The organism is Allobosea sp. LC85, assembly GCF_000735605.1.
Lineage (GTDB): Bacteria > Pseudomonadota > Alphaproteobacteria > Rhizobiales > Beijerinckiaceae > Allobosea.
Window position 1 is genome coordinate 1 of record NZ_JPKG01000023.1, and the last position, 16,325, is coordinate 16,325.

Annotated in this window: 17 protein-coding genes; 5 read left to right on the forward strand and 12 right to left on the reverse strand. The window is 65.5% G+C overall.

All coding sequences use genetic code 11. The annotated features are described in order from the left end of the window. Positions 1–87 precede the first annotated feature (87 nt). The 3 genes from FG93_RS11075 to FG93_RS11085 form a co-directional block, all read right to left on the reverse strand. A complete protein-coding gene (locus FG93_RS11075) occupies positions 88–720 on the reverse strand; it encodes an NADPH-dependent F420 reductase (RefSeq protein ID WP_280114133.1) in 633 nt (210 codons plus the stop codon). Then, complete coding sequence (locus tag FG93_RS11080; RefSeq protein ID WP_043234461.1) at positions 717–1,472, reverse strand: 3-oxoacyl-ACP reductase family protein; 756 nt, start codon at positions 1,470–1,472, stop codon at positions 717–719. The genes FG93_RS11075 and FG93_RS11080 overlap by 4 nt, the downstream gene beginning before the upstream one ends. A gap of 101 nt (positions 1,473–1,573) precedes the next feature. Beyond that, a complete protein-coding gene (locus FG93_RS11085; protein ID WP_348270474.1) occupies positions 1,574–2,104 on the reverse strand; it encodes an ester cyclase in 531 nt (176 codons plus the stop codon). 128 nt (positions 2,105–2,232) lie between these two features. Between FG93_RS11085 and FG93_RS11090 the strand changes: the two genes are divergently transcribed. Beyond that, the gene (locus FG93_RS11090; RefSeq protein WP_043234462.1) at positions 2,233–3,162 is read left to right on the forward strand and encodes a LysR family transcriptional regulator; all 930 of its coding nucleotides are present in this window, start codon (positions 2,233–2,235) and stop codon (positions 3,160–3,162) included. A 7-nt stretch (positions 3,163–3,169) separates the two neighbouring features. Here FG93_RS11090 and FG93_RS11095 read toward each other — a convergent pair whose 3' ends face one another. From FG93_RS11095 to uxaC, 9 genes are all read right to left on the reverse strand, one after another. Then, complete coding sequence (locus FG93_RS11095) at positions 3,170–4,006, reverse strand: transporter substrate-binding domain-containing protein (protein ID WP_052513627.1); 837 nt, start codon at positions 4,004–4,006, stop codon at positions 3,170–3,172. A gap of 115 nt (positions 4,007–4,121) precedes the next feature. Beyond that, entirely contained in the window at positions 4,122–5,594 is a 1,473-nt protein-coding gene (locus FG93_RS11100; protein ID WP_043234463.1) for a mannitol dehydrogenase family protein, read from the reverse strand. Then, on the reverse strand, positions 5,591–6,871 hold the full coding sequence (locus tag FG93_RS11105) for a TRAP transporter large permease (protein ID WP_043234465.1): 1,281 nt from the start codon (positions 6,869–6,871) through the stop codon (positions 5,591–5,593). The genes FG93_RS11100 and FG93_RS11105 overlap by 4 nt, the downstream gene beginning before the upstream one ends. 3 nt (positions 6,872–6,874) lie before the next feature. After that, positions 6,875–7,408, reverse strand: coding sequence for a TRAP transporter small permease (locus FG93_RS11110; protein ID WP_052513628.1), 534 nt, complete (start codon positions 7,406–7,408; stop codon positions 6,875–6,877). 175 nt (positions 7,409–7,583) lie between these two features. Then, on the reverse strand, positions 7,584–8,567 hold the full coding sequence (locus tag FG93_RS11115) for a TRAP transporter substrate-binding protein (protein WP_043234466.1): 984 nt from the start codon (positions 8,565–8,567) through the stop codon (positions 7,584–7,586). A 96-nt stretch (positions 8,568–8,663) separates the two neighbouring features. After that, complete coding sequence (locus tag FG93_RS11120; protein WP_043234468.1) at positions 8,664–9,005, reverse strand: cupin domain-containing protein; 342 nt, start codon at positions 9,003–9,005, stop codon at positions 8,664–8,666. Then, positions 9,002–9,766: a 2-dehydro-3-deoxy-D-gluconate 5-dehydrogenase KduD gene (kduD, locus tag FG93_RS11125; RefSeq protein WP_043234470.1), complete on the reverse strand. Its 765-nt coding sequence runs from the start codon at positions 9,764–9,766 to the stop codon at positions 9,002–9,004. The genes FG93_RS11120 and kduD overlap by 4 nt, the downstream gene beginning before the upstream one ends. Continuing rightward, entirely contained in the window at positions 9,766–10,617 is an 852-nt protein-coding gene (gene kduI, locus FG93_RS11130) for a 5-dehydro-4-deoxy-D-glucuronate isomerase (protein ID WP_244448572.1), read from the reverse strand. Before kduI ends, kduD begins: the two co-directional genes overlap by 1 nt. Then, positions 10,614–12,017, reverse strand: coding sequence for a glucuronate isomerase (gene uxaC / locus FG93_RS11135; protein ID WP_152579392.1), 1,404 nt, complete (start codon positions 12,015–12,017; stop codon positions 10,614–10,616). The genes kduI and uxaC overlap by 4 nt, the downstream gene beginning before the upstream one ends. Positions 12,018–12,183: 166 nt before the next feature. On the opposite strand from uxaC, the gene FG93_RS11140 reads away from it, so the two are divergent. The 4 genes from FG93_RS11140 to FG93_RS11155 all read left to right on the forward strand — a co-directional run bounded on the left by FG93_RS11140 (position 12,184) and on the right by FG93_RS11155 (position 16,319). Continuing rightward, a complete protein-coding gene (locus FG93_RS11140; RefSeq protein WP_081881457.1) occupies positions 12,184–12,924 on the forward strand; it encodes a GntR family transcriptional regulator in 741 nt (246 codons plus the stop codon). Positions 12,925–13,125: 201 nt separating this feature from the next. After that, the gene (locus FG93_RS11145) at positions 13,126–14,511 is read left to right on the forward strand and encodes an ABC transporter substrate-binding protein (protein WP_244448577.1); all 1,386 of its coding nucleotides are present in this window, start codon (positions 13,126–13,128) and stop codon (positions 14,509–14,511) included. 3 nt (positions 14,512–14,514) lie between these two features. Continuing rightward, the gene (locus FG93_RS11150) at positions 14,515–15,462 is read left to right on the forward strand and encodes an ABC transporter permease (RefSeq protein WP_043234473.1); all 948 of its coding nucleotides are present in this window, start codon (positions 14,515–14,517) and stop codon (positions 15,460–15,462) included. Continuing rightward, positions 15,459–16,319, forward strand: coding sequence for an ABC transporter permease (locus FG93_RS11155; RefSeq protein WP_052513629.1), 861 nt, complete (start codon positions 15,459–15,461; stop codon positions 16,317–16,319). The genes FG93_RS11150 and FG93_RS11155 overlap by 4 nt, the downstream gene beginning before the upstream one ends. The last annotated feature ends 6 nt before the right edge of the window (positions 16,320–16,325 follow it).

The following is a 16,325-nucleotide window of genomic DNA, read 5'->3' on the forward strand; positions in this document are numbered from 1 at the left end:
GCGGGGACTCGCGCAGAGACGGGCCGGGGCGGAGGAGGGGCGGGGGGGGGCGCCGGGGGCCGCCCCCCCCCCTTGTTCCTCTTTCGTTCAACCGAACTTGACGAGATTGTGGGTCGGCAGCGGGCCGCCGGGGAACTGGACGAGCCGGGCGCCGATCGCGAGCGGCCCAAGATCCAGCCCGAAGAAGCCAAGGCGTTCGATCAGTCCGGCGACCTCGGCTTTCGCGCCGGTGTCATCGCCCGAATAGAACAGCACCCGCCGGCCCCCTTCGGAGCGGGGATTGCCCGAGACGAGATGCGACTGGAGGTGGTTGAACGCCTTCACCAGGCGGGCGCCAGGCACGAGATCGGCGACGATCTCGCTCGAGGTGCGGCCGTCGAGCTCGGCCGGCTTGAACAGCGGCGCCTCGATCGGGTTGTTGGCGTCGATGACGATGCGACCGTTCCAGGCTGGCAGGCCGGCGAGAGCCGAAGGCAGCTTCGACCAGTTGACCGCAACCAGCACGATGTCGGCGCTCGCCGCCGCCTCGCGTGTGCCGGCCTCGATCGTGGGGCCGAGCTTCCCGACCAGCTCCTGCAGGGAGTCGGGGCCGCGGCTGTTGGCGATGGTCGCCGCGATGCCGGCCTTGGTCAGAGCCTGCGCGAAAGCGATGCCGATATTACCGGCGCCGATGATGCCGATGGTCATTGTCTTATCCTTCCGGTTCGAGCTGTTCTTCAGGCAGTGAAGCCGCCATCGGCCATCAGGTCTGCGCCGGTGACGAAGGCCGCCTCGGGGCTTGCGAGATAGGCAACGGCGCTGGCGATCTCTTCAGGTTTGCCATAGCGGCCGACGGCCATGCCGGGGCCAACGATCTGCGAGACCGGCCCGCCATCAGGATTCATGTCGGTGTCGGTGGGGCCGGGATGGACGGTGTTGACCGTGATGCCGCGCGGACCGAGATCGCGCACCAGGCTCCGGTTGAAGCCGGTAACGGCGCCCTTGGTCAGCGTGTAGAGCGAAGCGCCGGGGAAGGCGGCATAGCGCACCATGGACGAGCCGATATGGACGATGCGGCCGCCGCTCTTCATGTGCTTCACAGCTTCCTGGGTTGCGACGAAGACACCAGTGACATTGACCGCGATCATGCGCCGGTAATCCTCCGCGCTGATCTGATCGACCGGCCCACCACCGAGCGCGATGCCGGCATTGTTGACCAGGATATCGATGCCGCCAAAGGCTTCAACCGTCCTGGCCACGGCTGCACGCACGGCCTGCGGATCGCCGGCGTCTGCGGCGATGGCGAGCGCCCGGCCGCCTTTGGCGGCGATCTCGCTGACCACCTCTTCGGCCCTGGCCGGTGATGCGCTGTAGGTGAGGGCGACCGCTGCGCCGTCGGCGGCCAGGCGCCTGGCGATGGCGGCGCCAATCGAACGAGAGCCGCCGGTGACGAGGGCAACCTTGCCGGTCAGGGGAGCGTGGTTATTGGACATGGTCTGATTCCTTGTTGGGATGTCGGCGGGGGAGATCGGCTGCGGCAGCCCACCGAAGCTGCCTCGCCCGTGAGGGGGCGATATCGGGAAGCGAGGTTGGTTCAGTTCTGCGGACCAATCTGGCGCAGCAGGCCGGCGCTATCGCCGATGCCCCAGTGATCGGTGATCTGGCCGTCGCGGATGCGCATGATGTCGATGACCTCGAAGGTCGTCTCACGGCCGGTCGGCGCGATGCCCATGAAGGGGCCACGATGCGTGCCGTAATAGGTCTTGTGGGTGGTCACCAGATCACCTTCGGCGACCTGCCGATGGATGACGGCGCGCCAGTCCGGGAAGGCGGCGCGGAAGCTCTGGTAGATCGCGCGGGTGCCGTTACGGCTCGGCTCAAACCCGCCGAAAGGCGTGCGGTCGACATAATCGGCCGCGAAAAGTTGCTCGAACAGGACGAAATCGCCGTCGCGCTGCACGCCCTCGATCAGCCGGCGCACCACCGCCTTGTTTGCCTCGAGGAGGCTGTTCTGAGCGCTCTGGCCCTGGGCCGGCATGAGTACCGCTGTCGCCGTCGGAATGGAGGCGGCGGCACCGAGAAGCATGTGCCGACGCGTCGGCAGGACCAGTTCGAACTGATTCATGACCCGTCTCTCCGAAATCTGTTCAGCGCCGCTGCGGTGCTGACGAGGACGAAGATGGGTTATTCACTCCGCTGTGATTAGTCGGTAATCACTGGTATCATTTTCAATGATTAATGGAAGGATGATCTGTGGAGACGCTGGCCAATCTCGAATCCTTCCTACGCAGCGCAGAGGCCGGGAGCTTTTCGGAAGCTGCACGGCGGCTTGGCTTGACGCCTGCCGGTGTCAGCCGGAATGTCGCCATGCTGGAGCGCAATCTCGGCGTGCGGCTGTTCCAGCGCAGCACGCGCAAGCTCACGCTGACAGAGGCTGGCGAGCGCTTTCGGTTCGCCATCGCGGACAATCTCGAAGGGCTCCAGGCGGCGATTGCCGGCATCGCGACGGACGGCGGCGAACCTGCCGGCGTGCTGCGGGTCAGCATGAGCCCGACTTTCGGGGCGGACCACATCCTGCCGCTTCTGCCCGGTTTCCTGGCGCGCTATCCCCGGATCCGGGCCGATTGGCAGTTCGAGAACCGGCAGGTCGATCTGGTCGGTGAGGGGCTCGACGCTGCGATCGGCGGCGGCTTCGAGCTGTCGCCGGGCGTGGTGGCACGGGCGCTGGCGCCTGCCCATATCATCGCCGTCGCATCGCCTGGCTATCTGGAGGGCAAGGTGAAGCCCTCCGTTCCCGCCGGGCTCGCCGCCCTGGACGGCATCGTGATGCGCTCGACGCGGACGGGCCGCGTGCGGCACTGGACGATGCGCAATGCGGCCGGAGAGGAGATGTCTGCGTCCCTTCCTGAGACCATCGTGCTGAACGACCCCGCCGCGATGTGCAAGGCGGCGCTGTTCGGTCTTGGCGCGACGCTTGTCGCGGTGCCCGACGTACTGGTGCATCTGGAGAGCGGCGCGCTCCAGCGTCTCGTGCCTCACTGGTATGCCGATGCGGGTGCGATCTCGCTCTACTACACCAGCCGGACCTTGCTGCCGGCGAAGACGCGGGCCTTCGTCGACTTCGTGACCGAGGCGTTCCGGAAGGAGCGGCTGGCGGAGCGGTTTGCGGGGAGCCTGGGGTAGGTTGTCTTCAGAACGGGCTCACCGGAAAGAACCGCAGGTAGAGCCGTGCATAAGTGCCGTCGTCCCAGAGCGATTGGAGCGCATAGTCGATTGCGCGTATCAGCGTAGGGTCATCCTTGCGCATCAGGAAGCTGACACCCTCGCCAAAATAGCGGCTTTCCAGGAAGGGGCCGCCGCTAAAGGCGAGTTCGCCGCCGCTGCGGCCGGCGAGCGTAAGCGCCAGCGCGACGCCGTCCCCGAAGACATATTCAGCCTCGCCGCTGCGCAATGCGGCAATCGCTGCCGGCAGACTGGGGGCTTCGCGGCGCTGGGCGAAAGGCATGAGCCTTTCGAGGAAAGCCTGGTGTGTCGAGCCGCTGATGACAGCGACGCGCTTGCCCTGCAACTCGCGGCTGTCGAGGTCCGACTGGGCACTGCCGCGGGTGGTGACGAAGCGGGCAGGGGAGCGGAAATAGAGATGGCTCGCACTGAAGCGGGCGCGGATCTGCGGGGTCACCGCCATTGCTGCCGCCAGGACGTCGCCGCGCCCCTCGGCGAGGGAGTCGAGCAGCGTGTCGAAGCGGCGGGCCTGAACCGTGCAGGTCCACATCATCTTCTCGCAGACGGCACGGGCGAGCTCGACCGAAAAGCCGGTCAGCGTACCATCCGGCGCAGCGAAATGCAGCGGCGGATAGTCGTCGTCGGTCAGGAAGCGAACCACGCGCGGCGGTCCGGGTTCTGGTCGGTCGAGCCTGATCTTGCCGTCCCAGAAATTCGGGATGGTCACGGGGGATTGCGCCGCGGCTGTGCCGGCGATCAGCAGGCTAAGGCAGAATGTGGAGGCAATAAGGGCAAGCCGCTTCATGGCCGCATCTGGCGACAGGGGACGAGCCTGATCAAGTGGTTTCAGTATTAGTGCGTGGAACCCTGTCCTTTCAGGAGAGGGTTCCACATGTGCTGCGGTTTCCCAGGCTTCGGCCTCAGGCCGCCATCGCCGCCGCCGTTGCCTTTGCGCCTTTCGAGAACAGGCTTTCAAGCTGCCGGGCGACGGCCTGGGTGAAGGCCGTCTCGCGCGGCAGGTCGGTGCCGAAGATCGTTTCGATGCCGAAAAGCCCGCTGCTCAGCGCCTGCGCATTCCGGCCGGCCTGCGTCGCGATGCGGCCGAACTCGCCCGCCAGGGGGTCGCGGACATCGATGACGGCGCCCGTCTCGTCCGTGCCGGTGACGTAACGCATCCAGGCCGCGACGCCGAGCGCGAGGTGATCGATCGGCGCACCGACCTTGAGCCGTTCGCGGATCGTGCCGAGCAGGCGCTGCGGCAGCTTCTGCGAGCCGTCCATGGCGATCTGCCAGGTGCGGTGGCGGATGGCCGGATTGCGGAAGCGGGTGAGCAGGGCGCCGGCATAGTCGGAAAGATCGACGCCCTGCGGTGCAGGCACGGTCGGGATGATCTCGGCCCAGAGCCCCTGCAGGAAGCGGGCAAGCACGGGATCGCCGCTCGCCTCGGCCACGGTCTCATGGCCGGAGAGATAGCCGAGATAGGCGAGGCTGGAATGAGCGCCGTTGAGCATGCGCAGCTTCATGAACTCGAAGGGCGCGACCTCGGAGACCATCTGGGCGCCGACTTCGGCCCAGGCGGGCCTGCCACTGGCAAAACGATCCTCGACCGCCCATTGCCGGAAGGGTTCTCCGATCACCGGTGCGGCGTCCTCGACACCGAGCAGGCCGGCGGCTTCCGCGATATCGGCGTCGGTGGTTGCGGGCACGATGCGGTCGACCATCGTCGCCGGGAAGGCGCCGTTCGCTTCGATCCAGGCGGCGAGCGTGTCGTCCTGCAGGGCCGCGAAATCGCGCACCAGGCCGCGCAGGACCTTGCCGTTATGCGGAAGGTTGTCGCAGCTCAGCGCGGTAAAGGGAGCGAGCCCTTCGGCCTTTCGCAGCTTCAGGGCCGCGACGATCAGGCCAATGGCCGAGCGCGGGGAGCCGGGATGTTCCAGATCGTGAAGGATGTCGGGATGATCCTGCCGCAGGCGGCCGGTGGCCGGGTCATGGCAATAGCCCTTCTCGGTCACGGTCAGCGAGACGATGCGCGTTTCGACGGCGGCGAGGCGTGCGACGAGAGCGGCGGGATTCTCAGGCGCGACAAGCACATCGAGCACCGAGCCGATGATGCGCATCTGCGGGCCTTCGGGCGCCCGCTTCAGGAAGCTGTAGAGGCAGGCTTGCGGCTTCAGCCTGTCGCGCTGGTCGGGGCGCTGCAAGCTGGCGCCGATGATGCCCCAGGCGCCGAAGGCGTGCTCGAGTGCATCATCCGTATATTCGCAGAGATGGGCACGGGCGAAGGCCCCGAGCCCGAGATGCACGATGCCGGGCTTCAGCCCCGCGCGCTCATAGGAAGGGCGGCGGATGGTCTTGGGCAGGCTGCCAAGGTTTTGCGGTGACAGTCTGGTCAATGGAACACTCTTGGCAGCCAGAGGGAGATGGCAGGGACATAGGTCACCAGCAGGAGCACGGCAACGCTGGCACCGTAGAAGGGCCAGATCGTCCGCATCGATTCCCCGATCGAGACGCGCCCGATGGCGCAGGCGACGAACTGAACTGAGCCGACCGGCGGCGTGTTCAGGCCGATGCCGGCATTCAGGATCAGGATCACGCCGAAATGCACGGGGTCGACGCCAAAGGCCTTCACAACCGGCAGGAAGATCGGCGTGCAGATGATGATCATCGGCGCCATGTCCATGAACGTGCCGAGCACGAGCAGGATGAGGTTGATCATCAGCAGGATGACGACCGGGTTGTCCGAGACCGCCTTCATCGCGCCGATCATTGCCTGCGGCACCTGCAGGAAGGCCATCAGCCAGCCGAAGGCGCCAGCCGTCCCGATCACCAGCAGCACCATGGCCGTGGTGCGGACCGCGCCGAGGGTCGCTTCGACGAACGCGGTCCAGGTGAGCTGGCGATAGACGAAGATGGTGACGAGGACGGCGTAGACCACCGCCACGCAGGAGGATTCCGTCGCGGTGAAGACGCCGGAACGCACACCGCCGAAGATGATGAAGATCAGCAGGATGCCGGGCAGCGCCAACACCATGTAGCGGCCCACTGCAGCAAATCCCGGAAAGGCTTCGCGCGGATAGCCGCGCCGCACCGCGACGGCCCAGGCCGCGACCATCAGTGCGGCGCAAAGCATCAGGCCGGGAATGATGCCGGCGGTGAAGAGATCGGCGATCGAGATGTTCCCGCCCGCCGAGAGCGAATAGATGATCATGTTGTGCGAAGGCGGGATCAGCAGCGCGATGATCGCCGCATTGGCGGTGACATTGACCGCATAGTCCGCGTCGTAGCCGCGCTTGACCATTTGCGGGATCATCAGGCCGCCAACAGCGGACGCGTCCGCGACGGCCGAGCCGGAAATGCCGCCGAACAGCGTGCAGGTGACGACATTGACCTGCCCCAGGCCACCGCGCAGATGGCCGACAAGACTCGAGGCCATCTGGATCAGGCGCTCGGCGATGCCGCCGCGGATCATCAGGTCGCCGGCATAAATGAAGAACGGGATCGCCATCATGGCGAAGGCGTTCATGCCGGAATTCATCTGCTGGAAGACGACGACGGGCGGCAGGCCCATATAGACGACGGTGGCGATCGACGACATGCCGAGGCAGAAGGCGACGGGCACGCCGATCAGGAGAAAGAGCGAGAAGGTGCCGAAGAGGATCCAGAGTTCCATCGCTCAGACTTCCTGTGCGCTGCCGAAATGCGTGAAGCCGAGCGGGGCCGATTTCGCCTTCGTGAGAAAAAGCATGAGCTTTTCGAGGGAGAAGAGGGCGATCAGCGCGCCACCGACCGCGATAGGGACATAGTCCCAGCCGCGCGAGATGCCGATGATCGGCAGGCGGTCGCTCCAGGTCCCGATGGCGAGCTGTGCGCCATAGACCAGCATGGCGAGGCCGAAGGCAATGACCAGAAGTTCGGTCAGGATCATCAGGCCGTTGCGCAGCGGCGGCGGCGACAGGGCGAGTCCGACCTCGAAGCCGAGATGATCGCTCTCGCGCACGCCGACCGCGGCGCCGAGCAGGATGAACCAGGACATCAGGAAGAGCGCGCTGGCCTCGACCCAGATCGGCGTGTCGTTCAGCACATAGCGGCCGAAGACGCCCCATGCGACGATCACGGTCATGGCGACAAGACCTGCCCCGGCGATGAACAGGGCTATGAGGCAGAGCCTGGCGCCCAACCGGGTCAGGATTTGTGCAAGGAGAAGCATCAAGACGCTCCGGCGCCGCGTAAGGCGCCATTTTTCCCGAGTGGTGCCGGTCTGTTCCAATTCGCAGGCGGTCAAGACCGCCTGCGAAGTCGGATCGTCAGAACCGCTCCACCCGGGGAAGGCCGAAAGGGAGACGCAAGTGACTGGGCGCAGCCCGAAAGGCCGCGCCAAGCCTTCACTTCACCGCCTGGATGGCAGCCACCGTCTCCTTGAGCTTCGGATCGGTGACGAACTTGTCGTAGACCGGCTTCATTGCGTCGATGAAGGGCTGCTTCTCGACGGCGTTGATCTGGGCGCCGCCAGCCTTGACCTTGGCTTCCGACTCCTTTTCACGCGCATCCCAGAGCGCCCGCATCTTGGCGACGGATTCCTTGGCCGCGGCCTTGATCAGCGCCTGGTCCGCCGCGTTGAATTTGTCGAAGCTGCGCTTCGACATCACCAGCACCTCTGGCGAGAGCGAGTGCTCGGTCATTGAATAGAACTTCGAGACCTCGAAATGGCGGGTCGACTCATAGGACGGCCAGTTGTTCTCGGCGCCGTCGATGACGCCGGTCTGCAGAGCCGAATAGACTTCACCGAACGGCATCGGGGTGGCATTGGCCCCGAGCGCGGAGACCAGCGCCACGAACATGTCGGACTGCTGGACGCGAATCTTCATGCCCTTCATGTCGGCTGGCGAGCTGATCGGGCGCTTGCCGTTATAGAAGGAGCGCGAGCCGGAATCGTAGAAGGCGAGGCCGATCAGGTCGTGCTTCTCGAAATCCTTGAGCAGATTGTCGCCGATCGGGCCGTCCATGACTTTCCGCATGTGATCGACCGAGCGGAAGATGAAGGGCAGCGAGGGTATGTTGGTCGCCGGGATCAGATTGTTGAACGGCGCCATGTTGATGCGGTTCATGTCGATGACGCCAAAGCGCGTCTGATCGATCGTGTCCTTCTCCTGGCCGAGCTGGGCGGAGTGGAAGACGTTGATCTTGATGCGTCCATTGGTCCGCTGATCCAGCAGCTGGCCCATGTACTTGACCGCTTCGATGGTCGGATAGCCGTCAGGGTGGATGTCGGTGGAGCGCAGGGTGACGTTCTGCGCCTGAACCGCGCCGGCGGTGGCCGCGATGAAAGCCGCGCCGACGAGCGCGGAGACTGTCCGTCTGGTAAGCATGTTCAAGTTCCTCCCGTTTGAATAGATCCGCCGGATTTTCCCGGTCGTTCTTGCCCCGTGTTCGGGAGCCGCGCCGCCCCATGCCGGCTTCGGCCTTTAGAGAAATTCCTTCCGCATCGGCGTGAAGGAATCGATCAACTGCCCGGCCTCGATGGCGACGACGCCATGGACGAGGTTTTCGGGCACGAAAAAGCTGTCGCCGGCCGCCAGCCTGCTGGTCCTGCCGTCAATGGTGACGTCGAAGACGCCGCTCTCGACATAGGACGCCTGGCGATGCGGGTGCTGGTGCGCCTTGCCAATGGCGCCGGCCTCGAAGACGACGCGGACGATCATCAAGTCCGGCCCATAGGCCATGATCTTGCGCTTCACGCCGGGTTCGGTCGCCTCCCAGGCGACGTCGCGCTCATGCTGGAAGAAGGAGTTGAGACGCTCGCTCATCGTGCCAGCCAGCCTCCGTCGACAGGGATGATCGCACCATGGACGTAAGCCGCCGCGTCGCTCGCGAGGAAGACGGCGGCCCCGCCGATATCCGAGGGCTTGCCCCAGCGGCCGGCGGGGATGCGGGAAAGGATGGCGGCGTTGCGGTCGGCATCCTCGCGCAGGGCCTGCGTGTTGTTGCTCTCGACATAGCCGGGGGCGATCGCGTTCACATTGATGCCCTTGCCCGCCCATTCGCAGGCCAGCAGTCGGGTCAGGCCGGCAAGTCCGCTCTTGCTCGCGGTATAGGAGGCGACGCGGATGCCGCCCTGGAAGGAGAGCAGCGAGGCGATGTTGACGATGCGTCCGGTGCGGCCGCCAGCGAGCGCTGCCTTCACGAAGGACTGGGACAGGAAGAAACTCGCCTTGAGGTTCACGTTCATGACCTCGTCCCAGTCGCTCTCGCTGAAATCGAGAGCATCGGCGCGGCGGATGATGCCGGCATTGTTGACGAGGATATCGAGCGGGCCGGCGGCTTCGTTGGCTCGGGCGACAATTTCGGCTGCGATCCCGGATTTCTGCAGATCGACGGCGAGCGGCAGGCAGCGTCCGCCGGCATTGGTGATCATTGCCACCGTCTCGGCCATGGACGAACGGCCGGCGGCGACGACCGTGGCTCCGGCCTCGGCCAGCGCCAGCGCAATGCCCTGGCCGATGCCGGTATTGGCGCCGGTGACGAGCGCCGTGCGCCCGACGAGATCGAAAGGCGCACGCGCAGTCATCAGCGCAGCATCTCGACGGGCGCGGCGTCCATGTCGGTGAACTCGACATTGTCGCCGGCCATGGCCCAGACGAAGGCGTAGTTCGAGGTGCCGCAGCCGCAATGGATCGACCAGTTCGGCGAGATCACGGCTTGCTCATTGGCGACGAGCAGATGGCGGGTTTCGGTCGGCTCGCCCATGAAATGGAAGACGCGATGGGCCGGGTCGAGGTTGAAGTAGAGATAGGCCTCCATCCGCCGCGTATGCGTGTGGCAGGGCATGGAATTCCAGACCGAGCCGGGCTCGAGCGCCGTCATGCCCATGACGAGCTGGTTGGTGCCCGTCGTGTTCGGCATGATGTACTGCCGGATGGTGCGCTTGTTCGAGGTCTCGGCCGAGCCCAGATGCAGCGTGTTGGCATCCGCCTGGCGGATGAGCTGATGCGGCGCCTCGCGATGGGCAGGAGCGCTGGTCAGATAGAACTTGGCCGGGTTCGCCGGATCGGCGCTGGAAAAGCTGACCTCCTTCGCGCCCAGTCCGACATAGAGCGCGTCGAGGTTCGGCAGCTCGAACGGCTTGCCATCGACAGTGACCGTGCCCGCGCCGCCGATATTGATCACCCCGAGTTCGCGGCGCGCCAGGAAGAAGGGCGTGCCGGTCGGCGCGAAGGCATCAAGCGCCAGCGACTTGCTCACCGGGGTCGCGCCGCCGACGATCATGCGGTCGTAATGGCTGTAGGTCCGCGTCAGCTCACCCGGCACGAAGATGCGCTCGACCAGGAAATCCTGGCGCAGCGCCTCGGTGTCATAGCGCTTCACATCGCGCGGATGCGCGGCCTGGCGTTCGTCGATCGAGCTCGCTGCGCTGGTCACAGGCGGTAGGCCTCCTTGGCCAGGCGGTAAGCGAGGTCATAGGCGACCTCCGCTGCCTCGTCCTCGCCGAGGCGATGTTCGGCGACGAGCTTGGCGAGATAGGCACAGTCGCAGCGGCGAGCGACGTCGTGGCGGGCAGGGATCGAAAGATAAGCGCGCGTGTCGTCATTGAAGCCGACGGTGTTGTAGAAGCCGGCGGTCTCCGTCGTGAGTTCGCGGAAGCGCAGCATGGCTTCCGGAGCATCGAGGAACCACCAGCCGGGTCCGAGTTTCAATGCCGGATAATGTCCAGCGAGCGGCGCAAGTTCGCGGGAATAGACGGTCTCGTCGAGGGTGAAGGCGATGACGGTCAGGTTGGGTTCGTTGCCCACCGCATCGAGCAGCGGCTTCAGTGCCGAGACGTAATCCATGCCGCGCGGGATATCGCAGCCCATGTCGCGGCCGAAGGTTTCGAACAGCGTCGGGTTATGGTTGCGGACGGAGCCGGGGTGGATCTGCAGGACGAAGCCGTCATCAAGGCTCATCTTCGCCATCTCGGTGAGCATCTGACCGCGGAACAGGTCGGCATCCTCGGCCGAGAACTTGCCCTTCAGGATCTTGGCGAAGAGCTTCTCGCACTCGGCCTGCGAGAGATTTGCGGTGCGCGCGGTGGCGTGGCCATGGTCCGAGGAGGTCGCGCCACGCTGCTTGAAATAGGCCCGGCGGGCGCGGTGGGCGGCGAGGTAGCCGGTCCAGCTCGTGACATCTTCGCCGGTCAACTCGCCGAACTGTGCGAGATTGTCCTTGAAGCCCTCGAATTCGGGATCGACGACGCTGTCCGGTCGATAGGCCGTGATGACGTTGCCGCCCCAGCCCGACTCCCGGATCATGTCGTGCCATTTCAAGTCGTCGAGCGCGCCCTCGGTGGTCGCGATCGCCTCGATCTTGAAGCGCTCGAACAGGGCCCGGGGACGGAACTCCGGCTGCTCCAGCTTGTCGGCGATGCGGTCGTAGATCCGGTCGGCATTCTCCGGGCTCAGGCGCTCGTTGATGCCGAAGACGTCGGACAAGGCATGCTCGAACCAGAGCCGGGTCGGCGTGCCGCGGAACAGCCGCCAATGGCTGGCAAAGAGCCGCCAGATCGCGCGCGGGTCGGCCTCGACCGGGCCACCATCCTTGCGGGCGATGCCGAGCTGATCGAGCCTGACGCCCTGCGAGTAGAGCATCCGGAAGATGTAGTGGTCGGGCTTGACCAGCAGCGTCGCCGGATCCGGGAACGGATTGTCCTCGGCGAACCAGCGCGGGTCGGTATGGCCATGCGGCGAGATGATCGGGAGATCGCGAATCCCGGCATAGAGCCGGCGCGCGATGCCTCGCGTCACCGGATCGGCAGGAAAGAGGCGATCATCGTGCAACAACATCAGCAATCTGTCCCGATAGGCCCGCGACTGTAAGGGCGAGAAGCGCATTGGGTCAATATACTAATATACTAGTATGTCAAAGGTGATTGTGGTACCGCCTAAAGTCGATGACGCTCTCAGGCTCGGGCCGGAGCGATCGGGAGACGTACGTGGCTGGGACGGGACGATGAGCGAGCTCGCAGGCGGCCGCGGCCATGCGGTGGATAATCGACGCGAGCGACGTCCGCTGGGGCGGGCCGTGGCGCCAGTCGGGCGCTCGACGGCCGCTTCGCTGGTTCAGGACGATCTCCGACGCGCCATCCTGGCCATGGAGCTGAAGCCCGGCGTGCCGCTCTCCGAGAAGGAGCTGACGGCACGCTTCGGCGTCAGCCGCACCCCGGTCCGCGAGGCGCTGATCCGTCTCAAGGAGGAGGGGCTGGTCGAGATTTTCCCACAGGCGGGGACTTTCGTTGCGCGCATCCCGACCGGGGCGATTCCCGAAGCGGTGTTCATCCGGCAGGCGCTGGAATGTGCGACCGTGGAATTGCTCGCCCGAATCGCGACGCCCGAGACCATTGCCCGGCTCGATGCAACCATCGCGCGCCAGCACGAAGCCTTCGACATCGACGATCAGGAGAATTTCCATCTCGCGGACGAGGCCTTTCACGAGACGCTGGCCGATGCCGCGGGATATCCCGGCATCTGGAAAATCGCACAGGCGGCGAAAAGCCAGATCGATCGCTGCCGACGCATGACCCTGCCGGTGCCCGGGCGCATGGCCATGGTGATCCGCGAGCACCTGTCGATCGTCGATGCCATACGCAAGGGCCGCGCCACCGAGGCGGCTGCGGCGATGCGCACCCATCTCGGCACGCTTCTACCCGATCTCGTGCATCTTCAGGCAGAGCATCCGGATTACTTCGTCTGACGGGACCGGTCTGCCGCGTGGACGAAACGGAAGAGCCGTCTTGCGCCCGGACCATCTCCCGCGCCATCTTGCCCGCGACATGCATGGGAGTGGCTGATGACGACGCGGCGTGACCTTCTTGCCGGAGCAGGCGCAGCTGCGCTTGCGGCCCAGTTGCCCCTCGTCGCTCTGGCGCAGGCCAGGGACAGCGTCATCATCGCGATGACGCTGGAACCGCCGACGCTCGACCCGACCTCGGGCGCGGCGCAGGCGATCCGCGAAGTCACCTTGCAGAACATCTTCGAAGGGCTGGTCAAGATGGACCGGACCGGCAGGATCATGCCCTGCCTCGCCGAAAGCTGGGAGATCGCGCCCGACAATGTCACCTACAGCTTCAAGCTGCGGAGGAGCGCGACGTTCCATGACGGTACGCCGTTCACATCCGAACAGGTCAGGTTCTCGTTCGAGCGGGCCGTGGCGCCGGAATCGACCAACGCCCAGCGCCAGCTCTTCGCACCGATCGCCGAGATCACGACGCCTGATCCGGGGACCGTGGTCATCAAGCTGAAACAGCCGACGGCGAACTTCCTCTACGGGCTCGCATGGGGCGATGCGGTGATCGTCGCGCCAGCGAGCGCCGCCAACAACAAGACCAACCCGGTTGGCACCGGCCCGTTCACGTTTGGTCGCTGGAACCGCGGCGACAGGCTCGAACTCGAACGCTTCGACGGCTATTGGGGGGAGAAGCCGACGCTCGCCAAGGCGACCTTCCGCTTCATTGCCGATCCGCAGGCGCAGGTTGCAGCCCTGCGGGCCGGGGATGTCCACGCGCAGACCAATCTCTCGGCGCCTGAAGCCGTGCCGCAACTCAAGGTCGACCCCAAGCTCAAGGTCAGCTTCGGCAAGACGGAGGGCGAGGTCATTCTCGCCATCAACAATGCCAAGGCGCCGTTCAACGATCTGCGTGTGCGTCAGGCGATTGCCCATGTGCTCGACCGCAAGACGATCGCGCTCGGGGTCTACGGGTTCGATGTCGATCTGATCGGCGGTCATTTCTCGCCGCTGCACCCGGCTTACATCGACCTGAGCGGCACCTACCCGGTCGATATCCCCAAGGCCAAGGCGCTGCTCGCCGCAGCCGGCTTCCCGAACGGCTTCACCTGCACGCTGAAACTGCCGCCACCGAGCTATGCCCGGCGTTCGGGCGAGATCATTGCGGCGTTGCTGGCGCAGATCGGCATCAACGCCTCGATCGAGCCGCTCGAATTCCCGCAATGGCTGGAGCGCGTCTTCCGCGGCAAGGATTTCGACCTGAGCGTGATCGCCCATACCGAACCGCTCGACATCAATATCTATGCCCGCGACGACTACTATTTCCAGTACAAGAACCCCGAGTTCAAGGCGCTGATGGCGAAGATCGACGCTACCCTCGACGATGGCCAGCGCAATGAGATGTACAAGGAAGCGCAGCGCATCCTGGCGCGCGATGCAGTCAACGGCTTCCTCTTCATCCTGCCGAAGATCACCGTGACGGCGGCTGGGCTGGAAGGGATGTGGACGGATTGGCCGCTCCCGATCACGCCGCTCGCCGAGGTGCGCTGGCGTTAGGCCGTGCTGTCGTTCCTGGCGCGCCGATGCGTGGTGCTTGTCGCCACGCTGCTTGGTGCGGCGTTGGTGATCTTCATCGCGCTCGAGGTGCTGCCGGGCGATCCGGCCGCCGTGACGCTTGGGCTCAATGCGGCTCCCGAAGCGCTCGCGGCCCTGCGCCTGGAAATGGGGCTCGACAAGCCGGCGCCGGTCCGCTTCCTCGCCTGGATCCTGGGCCTCCTGACCGGCGATCTCGGCCTGAGCTACACCTACCGTGTGCCGGTGGCGCAGCTGATCGGCGAGCGCATGGCGGTGACCCTGCCATTGGCACTGGCGGCGATCGGGCTGGCCACATCGATCGGCGTTCCACTTGGCCTGCTCGCCGCGGCCAATCATAACCGGCCGGCCGACGCGGCTGTGATGGTCTTCGCGCAGCTCGGGCTTGCGGTTCCGAATTTCTGGTTCGGCCTTTTGCTCGTGCTGCTCTTCGCGATCGGGCTCGGCTGGTTTCCGGCCGGTGGTTTTCCGGGCTGGCAGGCCGGGCCGGCCGCTGCCGTAAAGGCGCTGCTGCTGCCGGCTTTCGCGCTCGCCCTGCCGCAGGCGGCGATCCTGGCCCGAGTAACGCGCTCCTCGATGCTCGATACGCTGCAGGAGGATTTCGTCCGCACCGCTCGCGCCAAGGGGCTGGCGGAGCCGGTCACGGTCGTCAGGCATGCGCTGCGCAATGCCTTGATTCCGGTCGTCACCATCATGGGGCTGCAATTCTCGGTGCTGATCGCCGGCGCCATCATCATCGAGAATGTCTTTGCACTGCCGGGGCTCGGACGCCTTATCTTCCAGTCGATCACCCAGCACGACCTGATCGTGGTGAAGGATCTGGTGATGCTGTTCGCCGGCCTCGCCATCCTGGTGAATTTCGCGGTCGAGCTCGTCTATGGGCTCATCGACCCGCGCCTGAGGGAGGCGTCGTGACACCGGCTGACGTTGCGACCCCGGTCTCGGCGAAGCGCTGGTGGACGGGGCCTTCCTTCCTGATCGGCTGCGCGCTGACCGGGATCATCGTTACGGGGGCGCTGCTGTCCTATGTCTGGACGCCCTATCCGCCGAACCAGATGATGATCCTCAACCGCCTCAAGCCGCCTTCGGCCGCGAACTGGTTCGGGACCGACCAGTTCGGCCGTGACGTCTTCTCGATGATCATGGTCGGCGCCCGCAACTCGCTTGCGGTTGGGCTGGGCGCAGTCGGGTTCGGTCTGGTCCTCGGTACGACGCTCGGACTGCTGGCCGCGATCCGGCGCGACGGGTTCCTCGACCACCTGATCATGCGAACGGCCGACTTCACTCACGCCTTCCCGGCGGTGCTGACCGCGATCATGATCACGGCGATCGCCGGTCCGGGCATGCTCAACGCCATCGTCGCGATCGGCATCCTGAACCTGCCCTATTTCGCGCGGCTGGCGCGCGGCGTGGCGATCCAGGTCTGGACGCGGGACTATATCCAGGCGGCGAGGGCTGCCGGGCTCAACAATGTGCAGATCAGCTTCCATCATGTCCTGCCGAATGTCGCTGGCGTCATCGTCGTGCAGGCGACGATCCAGTTCGCGCTGGCGATTCTGGCAGAGGCGGGGCTGTCCTATCTCGGTCTCGGCACGCAACCGCCGAATCCGTCCTGGGGGCGCATGCTGAACGAGGCGCAGACCTTCATGGCGGTGCAGCCCTGGCTGGCGATCTTTCCAGGCGCAGCGATTGCCATCGCGGTGCTCGGCTTCAACCTGCTCGGCGACGGCCTGCGCGATGCCATCGACCCGCGCCTGCGCCGAAGCCGCTGAGTGATG